The organism is Microcoleus sp. PH2017_05_CCC_O_A, assembly GCF_020738785.1.
GTDB lineage: Bacteria > Cyanobacteriota > Cyanobacteriia > Cyanobacteriales > Microcoleaceae > Microcoleus.
In genome coordinates this window covers 1-20,677 of record NZ_JAEQCB010000171.1, presented here as the reverse complement: position 1 = coordinate 20,677, position 20,677 = coordinate 1, and the positions used below count along the sequence as shown (strand labels likewise).

The following is a 20,677-nucleotide window of genomic DNA, read 5'->3' as shown; positions in this document are numbered from 1 at the left end:
AATGCGGTTGTCGGTGCTGGTGACCCAGTTGCAAAACTGCGACCACAGGTTGGCGCTTTCGCGCTGCTGTAAGGTAGCTGTCATGGTTTTATGATTGCTGTATTTGGTTTTCAATGTTCGTGACGGCTTTGTGTTCCGCCATGTAAATAAATATAAACCTTTTATTTCGGTTTGTAAAGGGGTGTGACAACAGCTTAACTGATGAGAGTCATCAGGAAAGCTGATGAAACGATAAAGAGGCGAAAAGATTGCGTCGCTTCGCCCGCAGCTTAACCCTAACGGGGAACAGGAGCTACCCGAGGTGGAGCAACTGGAGAAGGTGGAGCAACTGGAGCGATCGCAGGTGCAGGTGCAGGGCTGCGAGGAGGTGGAGCACTGCTGAACTGTTGCAGTTGCTGGGGGGTGAGCGATCGCAAAATTCTCAGTCCCAAAGTATTTCGGGAGATGCCCAGGGCGTAGTTTGGCTCTAAATACGGGCGGAACTTTGATTTGTTGTTCAAATAGCTTTCCATGAACGCTAGGCTGAGTCCGTTGAGGTAGCGGCGGGCTAAGGCGGGTTCGGGCCCGATCGCCTGTGCTGGTGGCAAAAAGACGCTTTGAGGGGATTGGTCGATCGTGGAAAAGTGAGTCCCGTTGTTCATCAGTACCAGATATTTGTTGGGCGATGTCAGCCATGTGAAGGGTTGAATTTGTTCGAGCAAAGCGGGCGCCACGGTATCGGCGCTGCCTGCGATTACCATGACTGGGATTTGGATTTTGCTGAGGTTTGTTTCTCCTAAAATGCTGCTGACGATCGGGTTGATGGCGATCGCAGCTTTGACGCGCGGATCGCCGAAATTGTACTGGTTGCGATCGAGGCTGCGGGCGCGGCACTGCAACAGCAGCGAGAGGTTCCAAGTTTCATTTTCCAGCTTGCAGTCTTTGTCTAGCTGTGCAAAGTTAATCTCGGCTCCCGCTAGTGTTAAAGCCGTATAGCCTCCGAAAGATTGGCCGATGACGCCGACTCGCTGCAAGTCTAGCTGTCCTCGGTAGGCCGGATTGGTTGTCGAAAGTTGGGTTAAATAATCGAGCAGGTCTTTGATGTCTAGGGGGCGGTTGACAAATTCTGCTGGTTCTGCTACTTCGTTGGCTCTGCCTGTTACTAGGTCTTGGATTTGTTGGGCGTTGCTGCCGGGGTGTTCGGGGACGGCGACGGCAAAGCCGTAGGAGGCTAGGTGTTTGGCTAAATACTCGTAGGAAATGCGATCGGAACCTAAACCGTGAGAAATTACTACGACTGGAGCCGGTTGCGGACTTTTGAGCGGCAGGTAAATGTCGATATCAAAGGTACGATCGCGATTTGGACTCGTCAGAGTTACCGATGATTTTTTCCAATTATAGGGGCCCTTTTCCTGGATCTGTAGCATTTCGGCGGGCGGTATCCCAGACTCCTCGGCTGCTTGTGTTTCCGACAACTTGGCGACTCCGGCGATCGTCCGATTGGAACGGTTGATCAGCGATGTCAGCTCGTTGGCGATACCCAAGCCGCGCGCAATGTCAATCCTGATGCCGTAAGTGGGGAATTTCCGCAGCACGTTGAGAATTGTCATGCCTTCTGGATCTGAGGCTGCTAAAATTAGGGCGGCTCGGATGGCATAAAATCCAGGCTGCCGAGCTTTGGTTTGAATTACTCGCCCCAAACGTTCCAGGAGCACTTCTCCTTGCGGCGTGTAGAGGAATTGGGCGATCGTCACAGGGCTGATTTCTGCTTTCGCTTGCAGGCCGTTGCGAATCTCCGCTAGCTGTGATTTTTTGGCGTACTGAGCGAAGCCGTCCAAGTTTGAGTCTATTTTGCCTTCTTTGGCGAAGAGTGTCAGGGATTCGATCGGCACTGATACTTCTAGCGGCCCGTAAGTTACATAGATTCGTTCTGCTCCCAAGGCCGGTGCAGCGGTACAAACAGCCGTGAATGCAAACAATCCTAGGTATTTTGGGGCGATCGACCGCCGAGCGCGAATTGCCGCAGTAGAGATACTCGGAAACAGACAGTTCATAACTTTAACACCTAGAACTTCTAATAATTAGTCGGTGAAACGATGTAAATTGTTTCACTAATATTTAATACCAAAAAATCGATCTTTTACTGGGGAAATTAGGTTATCGTGGGAAGTATATCCAAAAGAGCAATTTTCTGACCTAACAAGACTAGCTGAACTTTAAAATTCAACGCCGAGGGGTGAGTGGATTTGAGAGTTGAGAGTTGAGATTTGAGATTTACTCGGCAGATGAATCTGGAAGCTGAAACTTGGGTCTAAAATTTGGGTAGCATCTAGGACTTAAGCCGACGCTTGTATCCGTCTTTGGGCGAGGGGTCAAACCTATTCTAATGCCCATTGATTATTGTTTCAGCTATCCCAGATATTTGCGATCGAGTTTGCAACTATAGCCTGAGTGAGAGAATTTATCATGTTCAATGCAACTGCCATCCTGATTGACGCTTTTGTGCAAGAGCTACAGGCCGGCTACCGCCGCACCTACGGCAAGTACAAGCCTGACTACCCTGAAATTATCGCCTGGGCGGGGACTATGGCTCTCGAAAACATCGCTAACTGCGATGCTCTTTACCACAATGTGGAACACACAATGCTCGTGGCCTTGGTGGGACAAGAGATTCTTCGCGGCAAGCATATTCGCGAAGGGGGTGTGTCGCCGGAAGATTGGCTACACTACCTGATCTCGCTGCTGTGCCACGATATCGGCTACGTGAAAGGTGTTTGCCGCCAAGACCAAGAATCTGTGGGACTCTATGCTACTGGTATTGATGGAGGCATGGTTTCTGTGGCGATCGGCGCCACTTCTGCCAGTCTAACTCCTTATCATGTCGATCGAGGAAAACTCGTAATAGACGAACGCTTCGGCGGCCACACATTAATTGATGCCGAACAAATCAAGCGCAATATTGAGTTGACACGCTTCCCAGTTCCTGCTAGCGAAACCCATCAAGACAGAAACAACTATTCTGGGCTCGCCAGGGCCGCCGATTTAATCGGTCAGTTGAGTGACCCAAATTACCTCCGCAAAATCAGCGCCCTATTCTACGAATTTGAGGAAGTCGGCACTAATAAAATCTTGGGCTACAAATCCCCGGGAGATTTGCGCCAAAATTACGCCAAGTTTTATTGGAACGGAGTTTTCCCATACATTCCAGCAGCTTTGAACTACTTGGAATTGACCCAGGGTGGCAAACAGATTATTGCCAACCTATACGCTAACGTGTTTCAAGTAGAACACGCTGAACCGCTTGCTTTCACCAAGCCGAACTCTCAAGATTCGCTCAAGTCCTGCGCCAACGGCAACTCGAATGGCGAAAAAAATAGTGATAATCTTCAACCTTCCATGTCCGGTGGAGATAACAACAAGAAGTTTAGCGATTTTTCCGACCTGAATTTGTGAGAGTGTTTTCGCATAATTCATGATTTATCGACGCGAGTCATCATTAGAAACTTTTTGGATTTTCTACTTGCTGGCTCCTTTTTGTTTGAGCTACAATAAATACTGTTTACTAGATTCGTAATACAAATTAGGTACGTTGTTGGGCTTTAGCCCTCTTTATAATATTCGGAAAGAGGGCTGAAGCCCAACAACGTACCTCATCTGCTTCCTTGCTCTTGTAGGACAAGATTAAGTAAAATGTATTGAGCTATAATAAGAGTAAGAAATCGTTGTCCCTTAGGGAAATTCAGGTCATGGCAACCAACAACATTGAAGTCGTTTTTAGCTTTGATACAACTGGCAGTATGTACCCTTGCTTGACGCAAGTTCGTCGGAAAATCAAAGAAACGGTAACAAGATTGCTAGATGAAATTCCTGGCATTCGCATTGGCATTATTGCTCACGGCGACTATTGCGATGCTGGCAGCACCTACGTGACTAAACACCTCGATTTGTCCGGTGATGTCGGCAAGATTTGCAATTTTGTGGAAAATGTCGAACCTACTGGCGGCGGCGATGCTCCAGAATGTTATGAATTAGTCTTGCACGAAGCTCAATCACTTTCCTGGACTCCCACTAATTCCAAAACATTCGTACTAATTGGCGACGATATCCCCCACGCACCCGCTCAAACTCCCCAAAAACTTAACTGGCGTCAAGAAGTAGATAAGTTAGCACAGATGGGAATTGCCGTTTACGGCATCCAAGCTCTCAACCGTCCCCATGCTACTTTATTCTACAAAGAACTAGCGGAAAAATCTGGCGGTTTTCACCTCAATCTCGACCAATTTTCCTACATCACAGATTTCTTTTTAGCAGTTTGTTACCAACAATCATCTGACGAACAACTACAAGCTTACGAACAAGAAGTTGTCAGTCAAGGTCGCATGAGTCGCGGCTTAAACAAGATGTTTGATACCATGATGAAGCGGGAAGGGACTGCTGTTTATGAGTCAGTAGAATTGCGCGCTGTCAAACCGGGGAGATTTCAGATTCTCGAAGTAGACAACGAGATTTCTATTAAAGCTTTTGTTCTGGAAAATGGTTTGGCTTTTAAAACCGGGCGCGGGTTTTATGAATTTACCAAAACAGAAACTATCCAAGGTAAGAAAGAAATTGTGCTGATGGAACGTTCGACAGGGGATTTATTTGAAGGAGAAGCGGCGCGAGAAATGTTGGGTTTGCCAATGGGTGAGACAGTTCGCATCAAGCCGAGCAATCTAGAAAAGTATGCGGTTTTTGTGCAAAGTACCTCGGCTAATCGCAAGCTGATGGGGGGAACTCGTTTCCTTTATGAAGTTGAAGATTGGGATCGTTAATCGATTTTAAATGTCCTAACTACAACCGCAGAGTAGGGTGCATCTCACTTTTGAAGAGGGCGAAGCATGACCGCATATAAGTTATTAGTTATAATCCCATATTGACTACGGTCATGCTTCGCCCCTACAAACATATTTACCAAAAACAGATGCACCCCGCAGAGCAGCGCAGATAATGCTAAAATTTCTATGGTTTGTGTTTGTAGCCTTTCTCAAAAAGATGAGGTATGACTGACAGTTTAATATAACTACTAAACTAGGAGGGCTAAAGCCCAACTACGTACCCGATCTTTTTGAGAACCGCTATATTCTAGTATCTGCGGTTAGACAATATACACTTTTAAATTAATATGCAACCAGAAATTCAGCAGCGAGTTAAACAATTGAGGCAGCAGCTACAGGAAGCTAGCTATGCTTATTATGTTCTTGATGCGCCGATGATGGCTGATGAGGTGTACGATCGCCTTTACCGAGAGTTGCAAGAGTTAGAATCAGATTATCCTGAGTTGATTGCTGCGGAAAGTCCGACTCAGCGCGTGGGAGAAAAGCCGGCTACTCAATTTTTTAGCGTCAAGCACAATATTCCTCTCTACAGTTTGGAAAATGCTTTTAATTTTGAGGAATTGACCAAATGGCAGGAACGCTGGCAGCGAATTGCACCCCCCCTAACCCCCCCTTATCAAGGGGGGGGACAAGATATGATTTTACCTTCCGAGGATGGCATTTCACCGCCCCTAACCCACCCTTATCAAGGGGGAAATGCACCCCCCCTAACCCCCCCTTATCAAGGGGGGGGACAAGATGGAATTGCACATCTACCTAGCAATGACGAAAACAGGGAAATTACTCCCCCCCTTAGCAAGGGGGGGCTGGGGGGGGGTTCCTACCAGGAAATTACTCCCCCCCTTAGCAAGGGGGGGTTGGGGGGGGTTTCCTATGTTTGTGAGTTAAAAATTGATGGTTCTGCTTTAGCGTTAACCTATGAAAATGGGGTTTTAGTTCGGGGTGCAACGCGGGGAGATGGGATTGCGGGAGAGGATATTACTCAAAATGTTAAGACTATTCGCTCGATTCCTCTCAAACTTAATTTAGATAATCCGCCGCCTGTGGTGGAAGTGCGGGGAGAGGCTTTTTTGTCTTTGGCTGTGTTTGAGGATATTAATCGGGAACGGGAAAAAGCGGGGGAACAATTGTTTGCTAATCCTCGCAATGCTGCGGCGGGTACGCTGCGACAGTTGGATTCTAAGATTGTAGATAAGCGACGGTTGGATTTCTTTGCTTATACTCTACATTTAGATGAGGGTAATGAGGAAAAGACGCAAGGGGAATCTTTGGAATTGTTGCGAAGGATGGGGTTTAAGGTGAATCCCAATCGGAAAATTTGCTCTTCGTTGGATGAGGTGCGGGAGTATTACGAATATTGGGATACTGAACGGCGAAATTTACCTTACATGACTGATGGGGTTGTTGTTAAGATTAATTCGGTTTGGCTGCAAAAACAATTGGGTTTTACTCAGAGGTTTCCGCGTTGGGCGATCGCACTTAAGTATCCGGCTGCCGAAGTCCCTACAATTGTAGAAGCAATAACTGTACAAGTCGGGAGAACCGGCGCGCTGACTCCCGTAGCGGAACTCAAACCGGTGCAGTTGGCTGGAACGACGGTTTCGCGGGCTTCTCTCCACAATAGCGATCGACTTTCCGATCTCAATCTCCACATCGGCGATACTGTAATTGTCAGAAAAGCTGGGGAAATTATACCAGAAGTTGTCCGAGTTTTAGCAGAACTTCGTCCCCCAAATGCTCAACTTTTTCAAATGCCTAGCTGCTGTCCCGAATGCACGCAGCCTGTGGTTCGCGAAAAAGGGGAGGCCGTGACTCGCTGCATCAACACGTCTTGTCCGGCGATTTTGAGGGGTTCCCTGATTCATTTTTGCAGCCGGGATGCTCTGGATATTAACGGTGTTGGGGAAAAGTTGGTGCAGCAGATGGTGGATAGCAATCTGGTGCAGTCGGCGGCGGATTTGTTTGATTTGACTGCTGACAGATTGATGGGTTTGGAACGCATGGGTAAAAAGTTAGCAGAAAAGTTGGTAAGTGCGATCGCCCGATCGAAAAATCAACCTTATGCGCGGGTACTTTACGGCCTGGGCATCCGCCATGTCGGTAGTGTCAACGCTCAATTGCTGACAGAAAGGTTTGCCAATGTGGAAGAGTTAGCAGCGGTATCGGCGGCAGGAATTGAGGGAGTTTACGGCATCGGCCCGGAAATTGCACAAGCTGTTTATCAATGGTTTCGAGTTCCGGCAAATCAAAGTTTAATTGCACGGTTGCAAACTGCGGGATTGCAATTGCATTCAGAAATGAAAACTCAGAACTCGGCAGCTCAAAATTTACAATTTGCAGGTAAAACATTTGTACTTACCGGAACTTTGCCGACTCTAAAACGAGATGAAGCTAAGGATTTGATTGTCAAAGCTGGAGGAAAAGTCACAGGTTCTGTCAGTGCTAAAACCGATTATGTGGTTGTAGGTGAAGATGCTGGTTCTAAGTTGGAAAAGGCTCAATCTTTGGGGATTGAGCTACTGTCGGAGGCTGAGTTTATGGAACTTTTGGCAACTTGAAAATTGATAATTGTTCGTAAGGTGTAGCCATCAGCAATGTTTGTAGTCAGGAATGAAGTCCTCTAAATTCATGAGGACTGAAGTCCTCACTACGAACCTGTTTTGTGTTTGATATTCGGACTTCATTCCTCTGATTTTGATAAGGACTGAAGTCCTCACTACGAACCTGTTTTGCGGCAGGCGCAAAATAGCCGATCGCAAATTACGCAATACCTCAAAAGGCATAGAAATTGCGTTAGCGAAGCTTGCAAAAGAGGATCGCACTTCGTCAATATACATACTTCTCTCGCCTGGGCGCCCGAATCGGTTGTCGGCACAGGCTAGTTTTGCTAAAATTTGATATAGTTGGGATTTGCGATCGCGCGTAACTGCCAACCGAACAAAGTTCCAGCAATCAGAGGAGATACGTGATGTCGGAAATCCCAGAACAAACACAAACAAATTTGTCGGCTCCAGAAACAAGTTCCGAAAGCTCTATTTCTTGGACTGAAAACGTAAAAAGTAGCGTGGGAAACATCCTGAGCAGTTGGAAGGTGAAAGCAGGATTGGGAGTGGCTGTACTATTGGGAGTCTTAGTGTTGTCGTTTTTCTGGCAGCACATGATTGCAGTTGTAGGTATGAACAGTTGGGCGGCTCGATCGGGCGCTAGGGCGATCGAATGTATGGTAAGAGATACTAATAACGACGAGTATGTCAGTTGCAGCGCTCTCCTCGACCAGCAAATTGTCCCTCTCGAATGCAGTTCTAGTTTGTTAAACATCGGTTGTCGCGTCAATTATGGAACTGCGGCACCTAATTTGAAACAGCTTGGGCCCAGAGCTGCTGCTGGTTTTAGATAATTTTTGACTAGCTTTGCCATCCTAAAAATATGATGCCGATGCCAAGCATAAATGAGGGAGGATCTCATTTTTTCAAAAAGCATTTTTTATTGTAGTGCGAGCGTCCCCGCTCGCGAGTCTTGCATCGCTCGCGAGCGGGGACGCTCGCACTATTAAATGCAAAACTGAGATACTTCCAATAAATGGTGCGTCAGAATGAGATGAGGGGTGATAATTAAAAATTACCTTTCCTGACGCACCCTACCCTTGAATTGTTCTTTCTTCCTTCTTCCTTTGCTAGTTTGAGAAAACTTTTGATTAGCTTTGCCGAAAATATGATGCCGATGCCAAGCATAAATGGTGCGTCAGAATTAGATTAGGGGTGATGATTGAAAATTACCTTTCCTGACGCACCCTACCCTTGAATTCTTCCTTCTGCCAACTGTCAACTGTCAACTGTCAACTGTCAACTGCCAACTTTTCTTACCAAGGATTTCCGATGAGGGTGAAACTGCTCCAGTAGTAAGGATGAGAAAAATCTTGGGTTTGTTGTTGTATGTTATTGGGTAAATTTAAGTTGCCCGCTGTTGTCAATAATTGCCGATTTTCAATCCGAACTTGACGAGCAATCATCGCCTGTTGAGTAAGTTGCAGAGTTTCTGCCTTAGTTTTGCCTCCTCGAAGCTGGTTGTAAAATTCGCTCATCAGTCCCAAAGTGCCTCCATCGTCAACATACCACAAACTCCCTAAGGCAGATTTGGCGCCGGATTTGACTGCTAAACCTCCAAAACCTAACTCTGCTTCCCGATCGCCCAAAGCAGTTCTACAAGCACTCAACACTAACAAGTCTACCTGCGGATTGCGCCAATTTAAACTCTCCATGTCATTGAGCTGCAATTTGTAATTCCAGAGTTGAATGTAAGAATTGCTCGGTTGTCCCGAGGTGAAGTTAGCATGGGTTGCTAGGTGAACAATCCGAAATCCTTTGTTGGCGTGTTGCGAGTTGAGATTGTCTATAGTGAAACTCGAATTGAGGAAAGATTGCCCGCGCCACTGGGCAGAAATCGCTTCTAATTCGATCGGCACACTGGGCAAAGGCTTGTTATCGACAAATTCTGACCGTCCCATTGCTAGCACTGTGGCGTCTCTAACTGTCTTATATTCGCGATTAGTCAAGCTAAAACTCGGAATTAGGCTGAAACTGTATTTTTGAATCAAGAAGCCTTTACCGTCGTGCAAAGCGGCAAAGGGCACACTCCGCAATCCGGGATCGACTGACAGCAACAAGGTGTCAATTCCTAAGTTTTGCAAGTCTTTTTCTAGAGGTGCGATCGCCCATTGATACAGTTGCTGGGCGGAGGGAAGATAACTGCTAGTACCGATTTTTGCGGGATTGGTGATGTGTTCGCGAAACTCCTTGACAACGGGTTCAAGAGCTTTTCTGTTAGCTTCCGGGACATTGTAGTGAATCGGCCGCCCTACGGGAGGAACTAAAATTAGTTCCAGTCGATCGACTCGCGAGATTATATAGATAATACCAGACCGCTTGTGAGTTTCCTGTTCGATATTTCTTAATGTTTGTTGGAATTGCGCCATCATCACTTTTTGGTTGGGAAGGTTGGCTTTGACGCCTAGGTATTCTCCAAACTCTTGATTCCTAATTTGTTCGATTCCCCAGACTGTTTTCTCTATGTCGTTACCTTCAAAAAGTCGATCGGGAGGCGGAACATATCCCAGCACTAAATTAGGAGTAGGGTTGACTGCTGGCGGTGTTTCGCGGCGGGGCACTACTGGCGATTGGCTGGGGGGTAACTTACTGGTGATACTTGAATCCAGTGTTAAAATTTGACCCGCAGCAGGGCCGGGAGTGTCTAACGGTGGAATTCGACGGCGACTTGGAACGTCTTCTGGATCGGAGGTTGAGGCGATAGGTGCGGGCGTGGCGGATGCTGCTGGTGTGGCGATAGGCGCGATCGGAGTTGGAATTGCTATGGGAGTCGGAATTGCTATGGGAGTTGGAATTGCTATGGGAGTTGGAATTGCTATGGGAGTTGGAATTGCTATGGGAGTTGGAATTGCGATCGGAGTCGGAACCACAATCGGAGTCGGAATTGCGATCGGAGTCGGAACCACAATCGGAGTCGGAATTGCGATCGGAGTCGGAACCACAATCGGAGTGGGAGTTGGACTCGGAGTTTGAATTGCGATCGGAGTGGGAGTTGGACTCGGAGTTTGAATTGCGATCGGAGTGGGAGTTTGAATTGCGATCGGAGTGGGAGTTGGACTCGGAGTTTGAATTGCGATCGGAGTGGGAGTTGGACTCGGAGTTTGAATTGCGATCGGAGTGGGAGTTGGATTTGGAGTTGGAGTTGCGATCGGAGTGGGAGTTGGATTTGGAGTTGGAATCGGAGTTGGAGTTGGAGTTGGATCGATCCCATCATCAGTAGGAAATACAATACTAGGCACACCACTAGCTGTACGAGGAAACGACTGCGATGTAATGCTAGATGGCCCAGTTGTAATTGCAGCCGCCGTACCATTTATAGTTGCATTTCCCACGACAAACGGTTGAATCACTCCCCCTCCATCTCCTCCAGTGTGGGCAATTGAAATATTTCCTCCATCGGTGCCACCAGCAGTGGAAATACTAGCAAATCCTGTCGGCGAAAAAGTTGTTGGGAAAGAGCCTGTAGCTCGGAAAAAATTTCCCGCGACGGCTGTAACATTGCCGCCCTTGCCGTTAGTACCGCCTTGGGCATTGATGAAACCGACTTGAATATCGCCGATCGGATCTAAGAGCACATTGCCACCATTTCCGGCTGTACCGCTGGAGTTAATTTGTCCTGCTGTAATTGAAATTTTCGCATCAACAGTGATATTCCCGCCCGTACTTCCCGATGTATTCAAATTACCTGCTGTGAAAACGTTACCGCTTTTGAAGAAAATTTCTCCACCATTAGTAGTAACGTTTTTAACGCTGATATCGCCAGTGGCAGTAATATTAACGTTGATATTCTCGCTCGTACTTCCCGATGTATTCAAATTACCTGCTGTGAAAACGTTACCGCTTTTGAAGAAAATTTCTCCACCATTAGTAGTAATATTTTTAACCGTGATATCGCCGTTGGAAGTAATATTAACTTTGCCTGCGGTTACATCTCCCAATAAGTTGAATGTTTTCGTGTTTTGTGCTGTCACTTGTGCTGCATTAATTGTCGAATTGGCTGTGACATCGCCAGCATTTTTAATCAGAATATTTCCTAATTTGCTGCTGGCGCCCACCGATCCATTGAAAGTGATGCTGCCACTACCAGAGTCCAGAGTTAGGTTCCGGGCCGCATCTATACTGTCGATCGCACTTCCAAACGCAATATTCCCCCCAGCCGTGCTCAATACAGCATCATTCGTCAGCCCGATCGCACCATCAATATTGATATTGCCGTTATTCGTGGTAACATTGCCACCCAACTTAGTATTTAAGGCAGTCACATTCAAACCTGTCAGTGGCGTTGTTTTTCCGATATCTCCTTGCAGCAGCACATTACCTTTAGTAGCATTGATGTTCAAGCGCCGAGATCCATCGATCGCACCTGCGACACTAACATTACCTGTGTCACTACTGAGAATGACATCACTGCCGAGTTGGACTTTGCCGTTAAGAGTAAGACTGCTGTTGTCTTTGCCGGTAATATTGGCGTTAAGTGCGATCGTACCAGTTCCCGTTTGAATCGTGACTGGATCGGAAAAAGTGCGATCGCTAGGAATAGTAATATTACCGGTGCCATCCGATCGCCCGATCGCGATCGAGCTAAATCCCTTTTGAATCAACTTAATTTCCGATGGAGTCAAATCTAAAGCGGGAGTAGTGTTATCAGTTCCTCCAACCACAATATTTTGTCCTGCTGTTGCCGGTTGCAGTGTGAGCGCACCAGTACCAGAAACTGGCCCAGCAAAATTAATTTCACCTGCTTTTAAAGTCAGCGGGTTACTTCCTGCCGACAAACTCGAATCGAAAGCAATAGTTGCATTTCCTAGTGTAAAAGTTACAGCAGCATTTAATGTCACTGCATCTCCGTAAGTTTGATTGCCGGTTGTCGTGACATTTCCCTTTACCTGAGTTGTCCCGCCTGCATCTGTAGTCAAACTCGCTGCATTGATCGTTTGATTAAATGCGGTTGTTCCTGTAGAGTTAGTTGTTAAATTGCCGAGATCCTTTGGACTTCCAACTGCACCGTTGAATGTAATATTACCACTACCCGCATTGACTTTCAAATCCCCGCTACCGTCAACTGTATTGTTGAAAGTAACGTCGCTACCTGCTTTGAGAATCGGATTGTTGGCGATTGTAACTGCATCTGTGTAGGTTTGAGAGCCGGTTGTCGTCACATCTCCCTTCAGTTGAGTTGTGCCGCCACCACCAGCAGTCAAACTTGCGGCATTGACTGTTTTATTAAATGCAGTTGTTCCTTGAGATAGAGTTGTTAAATTGCCGATCGCACTTTTATCCCCAACTGCATCCTTAAATGTAACATCACCAGTAGTCCCATCCACAGTCAAATCGCTGATGTTATTAGACTTAACAGTATTATTGAAAGTAATGCCTGTGCCTGAGAGAGTGAGATTCTTGGCAGTCGTGACAGCATCTCCATAGGTTTGAGGGCCGGTGGTAGTGACATCGCCATTGAGTGTAGTTGTGCCACCACCATCTGTAATCAAACTTGCGGCATTGACTGTTTTATTAAATGCAGTTATTCCTTGAGAGTTAACTTTAAGATTGCCGATCGTACTTAGATTCCCAACTGCACTACTGAACGTAACATCACCAGTACCCCCATCCACAGTAAAATCGCTGCCACTGTTACTGAGGTTAACAATATTCTTGAAAGTAATGCCATTACCTGCTGTGAGAGTTGGATTTATTTTGGTGATTGTAACTGTATTTTGATAGGTTTGACTGCCGGTGGTTGTCACATTACCATTGAGTATAGTTGTACCGCCAGTATCTGTAGTCAAACTTGCAGCATTGACTGTTTCATTGAATAGAATTGTTCCTTGAGAGTTAACTTTAAGATTGCCGATCGCACTTTTATCCCCAACTGCACCGGTGAATATAATATTTCCCGTACCTGCCGTTAAACTTAGGTCTTTGGTTCCTGTCAGTGCGCCCTTGACGGTGTTGTTGAACAGAATATTTGCACCTGCACCTGTGTTGACAGAAGCATTATCTTGGACGAGTACAGGACTTTGGAAAGTGATATCTTGCTTGATGGTGCTAACGCCTCGCACCGCCGGGAGATTTAACAGTCACCGGATCTTGGAAACTGTGAGGTCTGTCAAAGGTAATTGTACCAGTGCCGTCTGTTCTGCCGATCGCGATCGAACTAAATCCATTCTTCAGGGCATCTTGAAACGGCTGTTCCACATACATAGTATTGGCAGCAGGAAGATTAGGTTTTACTTTGAAGCTAATATCACCCTTTGGGTCAAACGGTTGCAGAGAAAAAGTCCCCGTACCTTGAACAACCCCTTGAAAGTTAGCATCTGTCCCAATCAAAGTAATATTTCCCGTACCAGAACTTATATTTTTTACGTCAACTTTATTAAAAGCTTTGAGAGTGATATCTGCGCCCGTACCCGCAGAACTCGTATCAAGCGAACCCAATGCCGTTGTAATATTGCCCTTATTGCTCGTAAGCGCGATCGCCCCTCCGGGATTCTTAGTAGTAATATTGGCCGTGGCAATATCGCCAGTTGTTTTGATACTTATAGCGCCAGTGCTGGTAATATTGGCTTCTGGATTTACCCCAAGTGCAGCCAAGGGATTAGTGTCACCGACAGGCCCGTTAAAATTGATAGTACCAGTTCCAGCAGTAATATTTAATTTATTGTTGCCGTCAACAGTGCCGCCAAAGGTAATATTCCCACCGCTGAGGTTTTTAGTGTTGAGAGTGACATCATTACCGAGGGAAACTTTGCCGACAAACGAGATACTCTTGTCTTGAGTAGTAATTGGGCCATTGACTGCGATCGCGCCTCCGCTTGGAGATTGCAAAGTTGTCGAGTAAGGGAAAGTAACACCAGCGGGGTTAATGGCGATCGTCCCCTTCCCGTCAGCCCGTCCGATTACCATTTCATTAAACCCCTTGAACCGTGCAAGTTCAGCATTCCTGAGCTGCAAAACATTAGGATCATCGAGATCGGTGCCGCCAACAGTAATACCTAAACTCGGCGTCAGAGGTTGCAACCGAATTGTACCAGCACCCTTGACTTCAGATGGGGCTAACAGTTGAATTCGATCGCCTGTCAAAGTAACATTTCCGCCGGTGCCTTTGGATTCCACCAACCCTAAAATTGCAATGCCGATGTTGTCCTTCCCGCTTCCCTTACCTGTTCCAGTAAACGTGATATCCCCACTTTTGGTCGATCCAACTTGAGCCGGAGCATCAATATTTATCCCTTGATTATTATTCCCCTTCCCATCACCGCCAACACCGTTTAGAGTCACTTTCCCGGTGCCTGTGGATTCCACCAACCCTTGAATCAGAATGCCGGTGTTGTTATCCCCGCTTCCCTTGCCTGTTCCAGTAAACGTGATATCCCCAGTGTTCGTCGATCGAACTTGAGCAGGAAAAGAAATCAATATCCCTTCATTATTGTTATTCCCATTCCCATCACTGGCAACACCGTTTAGAGTCACTTTCCCAATGCCTGTGGATTCCACCAACCCTAAAATCGCAATGCCCGTGTTGTTATCCCCGCTCCCCGAACCTGTTCCAGTCAGGGTAATATCTCCATCCTTCGATAGAACCTTCGATCGAACTGGTAAGCCATTGTTAGCAATAAATATCCCTCCAGTGCTACCTATCCCATTACCACCCGTACCCGTCAGGTTGACTTTTCCCGTCCCCGTTGATTCCACCAAGTCGTTATTCACTAACCGGATGCCGTATTTAGCAGATCCGCTGCCAATACCAGTGAAAGTAATATCACCATCGACTGAAGTTATCGTAGAGCTACGCAAAACTATCCCGTCACTATTGAGACTACTACCGCTAGTCCCATTGAGGGTAATTTTTCCTGTTCCAGTTGTTGTTAACGTGCCAGTAAATATCTCAAGACCAGTGTTGTTTGCTGTGTTTCCTGCACTACCATTGAGGTCAATGTTTCCACCATTAGCATTGATTTTTCCACCAACATTAATTCCTGGTGTAGTGGCAACATTCGCGCGACCAATACCTGTAAAATTCCCACCATTTGTATTGATCGTCACATTGCCAATGGTGAGACTACCACCATTGAGATTGTCGGCATCAGCATTCAGAGTAACGTTACCTGCTTTAGTTGTAATATTAGCCTTGACATCAATGTTGTTATTAGCTAAAGCCGTCAATCCAACTCCCGGAGTAGCTATATTGACCGGAGCATTAAAAGTAATATCATTGGTAGCTTGCAAAATCACATTAGTCGCAGCACTATTAATTAGAGCAGCATCAATCGTATTTCCCCCAATGTCAGGATCGGCAAATTGATCTACCTGAGTTAGTGCAGTAAAAGTTCCCGCGCCATTTTGAATCGTAATATTTGTGGGATCGAGCAACAATAATCCAGGATTACCGTTAGCAGCCAGAGTATTAACATTGCCTCGGAAGTCTAAAAATTGTTTTCCCGACACCTCCACAAACCCGCCATTCCCCGACAACAAGCCACCTCGGGCAGTAATATTGCCATTAAACCGAGTAGTTTCATCAGCCCAAACGATCGCTCGCCCGCCATTCCCGTTGCTAATCGCATCCACATTAATCGTCGAATCTGCACTCACAAATGTCCGCAAAGCATTCGGTACAGTCCCCAAACCCTGAAAATCTCCCCCAATCAGTACATTCCCACCGCCGTTAATACCCGAAGCATCGATGTTAGCCGCGATCGCACCTACACGATCGCCCAATATGCTAACATTACCCCCAGTATTACCCGAGACGTTGATACTGCCGCTGGCGATCGCAGTTCCAGGCACAACAGGCACAGCCACATTCCCCGCCAGCACCACATCCCCATTGGCATTTACCGTCAAATTCGTTGCTTGTTCCTGGCTTTTTCCAGTCAGCAACTGCGGCAAAGATAGCACTGGCTGCGCGAAATTATTCGGCAAGGAACTTTGGCTAGCTGTCGGCTGAATTTCCAGACTCAGCAAATTTCCGGTTTGAGCGATCCGTACCAAATTTTGACCGGGTACGGCCATCACGGTAATATTGCCAGACGGCGCAGTTAACTGACCGGTATTGACTACCGTACCACCGATTAAACTTAAACTTTGACCGGGCGCCACCGTCAAATTCCCTGCATTTACAATGCTTCCTGCTTGCGGACTGGTAAATGCGAAACTGTTCGGATTCCCGATTAAGCTTGCCCAGTTGTTATTGCCGATCGCACTAAACCACTGATTGTTCCCAAAACCGATACCTGTGGCCGCCGTGGCGTTAAAAGAACCAGGTACGTTGAGCAGGGCATTCTGCCCAAAAATTATCCCCGACGGATTCATCAAAAACAGGTTAGAATTGCCACCTGTCACTTGAATTAAGCCGTTGATTAGAGAAGGATTTCCCCCGTTAATTCTTCCTAAAATATTTTGAATGTTGGGATTGGTTAAAAAGTTTGCCGTTTGACCGGAACTGAGACCAAACTGAGTAAAACTGTGAAACAGGTTAGCTTTATCTCCGCCCAATGACCCCCCGGAAATGTCGTAGCGATCGCCATTGGGTGTCACGACGGTGTTCGTGCCGTCTGCTGCGGGGGTAATGGGTTGCGCGGAAGCGGAACCAGCCGCTGCATTGAGCCAGCCAACTATGAATAACCATCCGAGCAAATGTAGTTTGTTGGCTGCCATTGTGTTTAAAGATTTGTGCTAAAAGTGCGATGTATTTATCTATCCTTAGTCTTACTCCTCAAAGTTCCTCATTTGAAATACTCACCGTGCTGAAGCAACGGTGATTCTTGACGCTTCATCGGGGAAAAGCTACCGAAGTAGTCTGACAGTCCCTCTGCGCCCGTTTAGAGTCGTGGCGATTCCCCATCCCGACTTTCTCAATATTCTTAGCGGCGTTTTCATCTCTATCTTGCTCAGTACCGCAATTCAAACAAAGCACTGAGCGAATAGACAAATCGATTTGCCCCCACTTAAAACCGCAGTCTGAACAAACCTGACTGGTAGGTTCCCATCGACTGATGACCTTGAACTCTCTGCCAAACTTCTCTGATTTAGCCTCGCACAAAGTTCGGAATTCATACCATCCTTGTTGGCTAATTGCTCTTGAGAGTTTGCGATTCTTTACCATGCCAGACACATTTAAATCTTCCAAAACAATCACTTGGTTTTCGTTGATTACTTTGGTTGAAAACTTGTGTAAGAAATCTTTGCGAGTATCGGCAATTTTATTGTGCAGCTTGGCGATTCTAATGCGAGTTACATTCCTTCTCTTGGAATCTTTGGGCTGACGGGCTAACTTGCGTTGCAATTTGCGAACTTTGCGGTCTAGTTTTTTATAGCTAGGGCTTTCGGCTTTCTCGCCGTTGCTCATCACCGCAAAGGTTTTGATTCCTAAATCGATTCCGATGCTGGGGTTTTTAGCCTCAGATGAAATGGGTTGAATTTCTATTACAAAGCTCAGCAAATAACGATTTGCACAATCCTTGATTACCGTGACGGAACTAGGTTCAGATGGTAACGCCCTCGACCAAATCGGATTGACAATTCCAATCTTGGCTAGATAAACTCCATCACCTTTGATTGAAAATCCTCCAACTCTAAAACGCGCCGATTGACTGCTGGTTCTTTTTTTGAACTTAGGATATCCGACTTTACGACCTTTTCTCTTTCCCTTGCAGGAGTTGAAAAAGTTCTTAAAAGCAATATCCAGGTCGGCAACTGATTGTTGCAGCGGGACGCACGACACGTCTCCCAGCCAAGCCCTTTCTTCAGTATTTTTAGCCCCAGTTATGACGATTTTTTGCAAATCTGCCGAACTTGGTTTTTTGTCTGACTGTTTGCAAAGTGCGAGCGCATCGTTCCAGACTACCCGGACGCAGCCAAACAACCGAGCTAGGCTCTGCTGTTGTTGGTCGGTTGGGTAAAATCTGTAACGAAATTTTGCTTTCACGGGTTGTGTTAAAATTGGTCTATTATTTGATTATATATTGGTCTACAGGCAATGACAACTATTTACTTACCGCCGAGAACGGCATTCTGTTACAGAACTTAAAATGCACTTGGTCTGCGTGACAAAGTACCGTCGGCCTGTATTTACGGGCGAAAGTCTTGATTTGATTGAAAAAACGTTTCGAGAGGTTGCTGAAAAAATGAATTTTCAGGTTCTGGAGTTTAATGGTGAAGGTAATCACATTCATGCGCTGATTGAGTATCCGCCTAAACTTTCTATCTCTCAAATAGTGAATGCTTTGAAAGGAGTTTCTAGCCGTCGCTACGGACAGGCTGGATACAAAAAACCTCACAAAGAAGCTTTATGGAGTCCTAGCTATTTTGCGGTTTCTGTAGGGGGCGCGCCTCTAGAAGTCTTAAAGGAATATATTAGAAATCAAGAAAAGCCGTCCTAGAAGGACGGGGCTTGTATCCCAATTTTTTGGTCAGTTAGGTAAGTTCGGAATCTTGCATATGGTAGCTTACCAAGGACTGCCGATCAGGGTGAAACTACTCCAGTAGTAAGGATGAGAAAAATCTTGGTTTCTTTGTTTGATATTAGCTGGTAAATTCAACTTCCCTCCTGTTGTCACTAACTGTTGGTTTTTAATTCCAACTTGACGAGCAATCATTGCTTGTTGAGCAAGTTGCAGGGTTTCTGCCTTAGTTGTGCCTCCTCGAAGTTGGTAGTAAAATTCGCTCATCAGTCCCAAAGTGCCTCCATCGTCAACATACCACAAACTCCCTAGGGCAGATGCAGCGCCGGATTTGACCGCTAAACCTCCAAAACCTAACTCTGATTCGCGATCGCCCAAAGCAGTTGTACAAGCACTCAATACTAACAAGTCTACCTGCGGATTGCGCCAATTTAAACTTCCCATATCATTGAGTCGCAATTTAGAATTCCAGAGTTGAATGTAGGAATTACTCGCTTTTCCTGGTTGGAATTCCGCATGGGTTGCTAGGTGAACAATCCGAAATTCTCCCTTGGCGTGTTCGGAGTTGAGTGTATCTAAGGTGAAAGCTGAATTGAGGAAAAATGGCCCCTGCAACTTACCAGAAATCATCTGCAATTCTAGGGGGACGCTGGGTAATGGCTTTTTGTCCACAAATTCCGATCGTCCCATTGCTAGCACTCTGGTGCTATTAACCGATTTGTAATTAGTGTTAGTGGCACTAAAACTCGGAATTAGGCTGAAATTGTATTTTTGAATCAAGAAGCCTTTACCGTCGTGCAAAGCGGCAAAAGGTACACTCCGCAATCCCGGATCTACTGACAGCAATAAAGTCTTAATTCCTAACCTTTCTAAGTCTTTTTCTAGAGGTGCGATCGCCCATTTATACAGTTGCTGGGCGGAGGGTAGATAACTGGTAGTATTGCGTTTGGCGGGAGTGGTGATTTCATCCCGCAACTCTTTGACAACCGGGAAAAGAGCTGCTCTGTTGGCTTCCGGAACGCTGTAGTGAATCGATCGCCCTACGGGAGGAATTAAAATTAGTTCCAGTCGATCGACTCGCGAGACCATGTAGATAATACCAGACCGCTTGCCGGTTTGCTGTTCGATATTTCTTAATGTTTCTTGGAATGTCGGAACCAAGAGTTGTTCGTCTGGGAGGTTGCTTTTTATCCCCAGGTATGCTGCAAATTCTTGATTCCTCAGTCCTTCGACTCCCCAGACTATTTTCTGGATGTCGTTAGTTTCAAAAAGTCGATCGGGAGACGAGACATATCCCAGCGCTAAACGAGAATTAGAGTTGGCTGCTGGCGCTGATTCGTTGCTGCTTTGTGTTGGCTGTGATTCGCCCGAGGGCAAGTTACTGATGATACTAGAATCAAGTCTTAAAATGCGATCGTTAACAACACCGGAACTGTTTAGGCGTGGAATACTCCGGGGCTGCAAGTCTTCTGTTTCGGGGGTTGAGGGTGTAGCTGCCGGTGTGGGTGTAGCTGCGGGTGCGGACGATGCTGATGCTGCTGTTCCTACTGTGCTGCCACGTGCGATCGACAATGGGTTAGAATCGATCGCAGGTACTGCTGCTTCTGTTGTTGTCGGCGAAACTGTCGATCGATTTGTCGGCGCAATTCCTTCGGTTGTCGGCGAAACACTCGATCGATTTGTCGGCGCAATTCCTTCGGTTGTCGGCGAAACTGTCGATCGATTTGTCGGCGCAATTCCTTCGGTTGTCGGCGAAACTGTCGAGCGATTTGTCGGCGCAATTCCTTCGGTTGTCGGCGAAACTGTCGAGCGATTTGTC

10 protein-coding genes and 1 pseudogene are annotated in these 20,677 nt (G+C 46.4%); 6 read left to right on the top strand and 5 right to left on the bottom strand.

All coding sequences use genetic code 11. The annotated features are described in order from the left end of the window. Positions 1-275 precede the first annotated feature (275 nt). Positions 276-2,033: an alpha/beta hydrolase gene (locus JGK20_RS29040; protein WP_293233066.1), complete on the bottom strand. Its 1,758-nt coding sequence runs from the start codon at positions 2,031-2,033 to the stop codon at positions 276-278. Between the two features lie 412 nt (positions 2,034-2,445). Between JGK20_RS29040 and JGK20_RS29035 the strand changes: the two genes are divergently transcribed. The 4 genes from JGK20_RS29035 to JGK20_RS29020 all read left to right on the top strand — a co-directional run bounded on the left by JGK20_RS29035 (position 2,446) and on the right by JGK20_RS29020 (position 8,250). Continuing rightward, positions 2,446-3,432, top strand: a complete 987-nt coding sequence (locus JGK20_RS29035) for an Npun_R2479 family HD domain-containing metalloprotein (RefSeq protein WP_293183053.1) — start codon at positions 2,446-2,448, stop codon at positions 3,430-3,432. Between the two features lie 293 nt (positions 3,433-3,725). Further along, positions 3,726-4,790: a vWA domain-containing protein gene (locus tag JGK20_RS29030; protein WP_293183051.1), complete on the top strand. Its 1,065-nt coding sequence runs from the start codon at positions 3,726-3,728 to the stop codon at positions 4,788-4,790. A 350-nt stretch (positions 4,791-5,140) separates the two neighbouring features. Beyond that, the gene (gene ligA / locus JGK20_RS29025; protein ID WP_293196359.1) at positions 5,141-7,411 is read left to right on the top strand and encodes an NAD-dependent DNA ligase LigA; all 2,271 of its coding nucleotides are present in this window, start codon (positions 5,141-5,143) and stop codon (positions 7,409-7,411) included. Positions 7,412-7,821: 410 nt separating this feature from the next. Continuing rightward, a complete protein-coding gene (locus tag JGK20_RS29020; protein WP_293233064.1) occupies positions 7,822-8,250 on the top strand; it encodes a hypothetical protein in 429 nt (142 codons plus the stop codon). Positions 8,251-8,712: 462 nt separating this feature from the next. On the opposite strand, the gene JGK20_RS29015 is transcribed toward JGK20_RS29020, so the two are convergent. From JGK20_RS29015 to JGK20_RS29005, 3 genes are all read right to left on the bottom strand, one after another. Then, positions 8,713-13,515 carry a CHAT domain-containing protein gene (locus tag JGK20_RS29015; protein WP_293233062.1) on the bottom strand — a complete coding sequence of 1,601 codons (4,803 nt, stop codon included), beginning with the start codon at positions 13,513-13,515 and terminating at the stop codon, positions 8,713-8,715. Further along, entirely contained in the window at positions 13,502-17,113 is a 3,612-nt protein-coding gene (locus JGK20_RS29010) for a filamentous hemagglutinin N-terminal domain-containing protein (protein ID WP_293233060.1), read from the bottom strand. Before JGK20_RS29010 ends, JGK20_RS29015 begins: the two co-directional genes overlap by 14 nt. 115 nt (positions 17,114-17,228) lie before the next feature. Further along, positions 17,229-18,383, bottom strand: a complete 1,155-nt coding sequence (locus JGK20_RS29005; RefSeq protein ID WP_293190622.1) for a transposase — start codon at positions 18,381-18,383, stop codon at positions 17,229-17,231. Positions 18,384-18,453: 70 nt separating this feature from the next. On the opposite strand from JGK20_RS29005, the pseudogene tnpA reads away from it, so the two are divergent. Further along, positions 18,454-18,837: pseudogene (gene tnpA / locus JGK20_RS29000) on the top strand (IS200/IS605 family transposase); the annotation flags it as partial. Positions 18,838-18,903: 66 nt separating this feature from the next. On the opposite strand, the gene JGK20_RS28995 reads toward tnpA, so the two are convergent. Next, positions 18,904-20,235, bottom strand: coding sequence for a CHAT domain-containing protein (locus JGK20_RS28995; RefSeq protein WP_293233058.1), 1,332 nt, complete (start codon positions 20,233-20,235; stop codon positions 18,904-18,906). Between the two features lie 7 nt (positions 20,236-20,242). On the opposite strand from JGK20_RS28995, the gene JGK20_RS28990 reads away from it, so the two are divergent. Further along, positions 20,243-20,677: hypothetical protein (locus JGK20_RS28990; protein WP_293233056.1), on the top strand; the 435-nt coding region annotated here is incomplete at its 3' end.

Bases quoted from the DNA above. Each gene is read 5' to 3' on its own strand.
- JGK20_RS29040 (WP_293233066.1), bottom strand. From the start codon at position 2,033: ATGAACTGTCTGTTTCCGAGTATCTCTACTGCGGCAATTCGCGCTCGG.
- JGK20_RS29035 (WP_293183053.1), top strand. From the start codon at position 2,446: ATGTTCAATGCAACTGCCATCCTGATTGACGCTTTTGTGCAAGAGCTA.
- JGK20_RS29030 (WP_293183051.1), top strand. From the start codon at position 3,726: ATGGCAACCAACAACATTGAAGTCGTTTTTAGCTTTGATACAACTGGC.
- ligA (WP_293196359.1), top strand. From the start codon at position 5,141: ATGCAACCAGAAATTCAGCAGCGAGTTAAACAATTGAGGCAGCAGCTA.
- JGK20_RS29020 (WP_293233064.1), top strand. From the start codon at position 7,822: ATGTCGGAAATCCCAGAACAAACACAAACAAATTTGTCGGCTCCAGAA.
- JGK20_RS29010 (WP_293233060.1), bottom strand. From the start codon at position 17,113: ATGGCAGCCAACAAACTACATTTGCTCGGATGGTTATTCATAGTTGGC.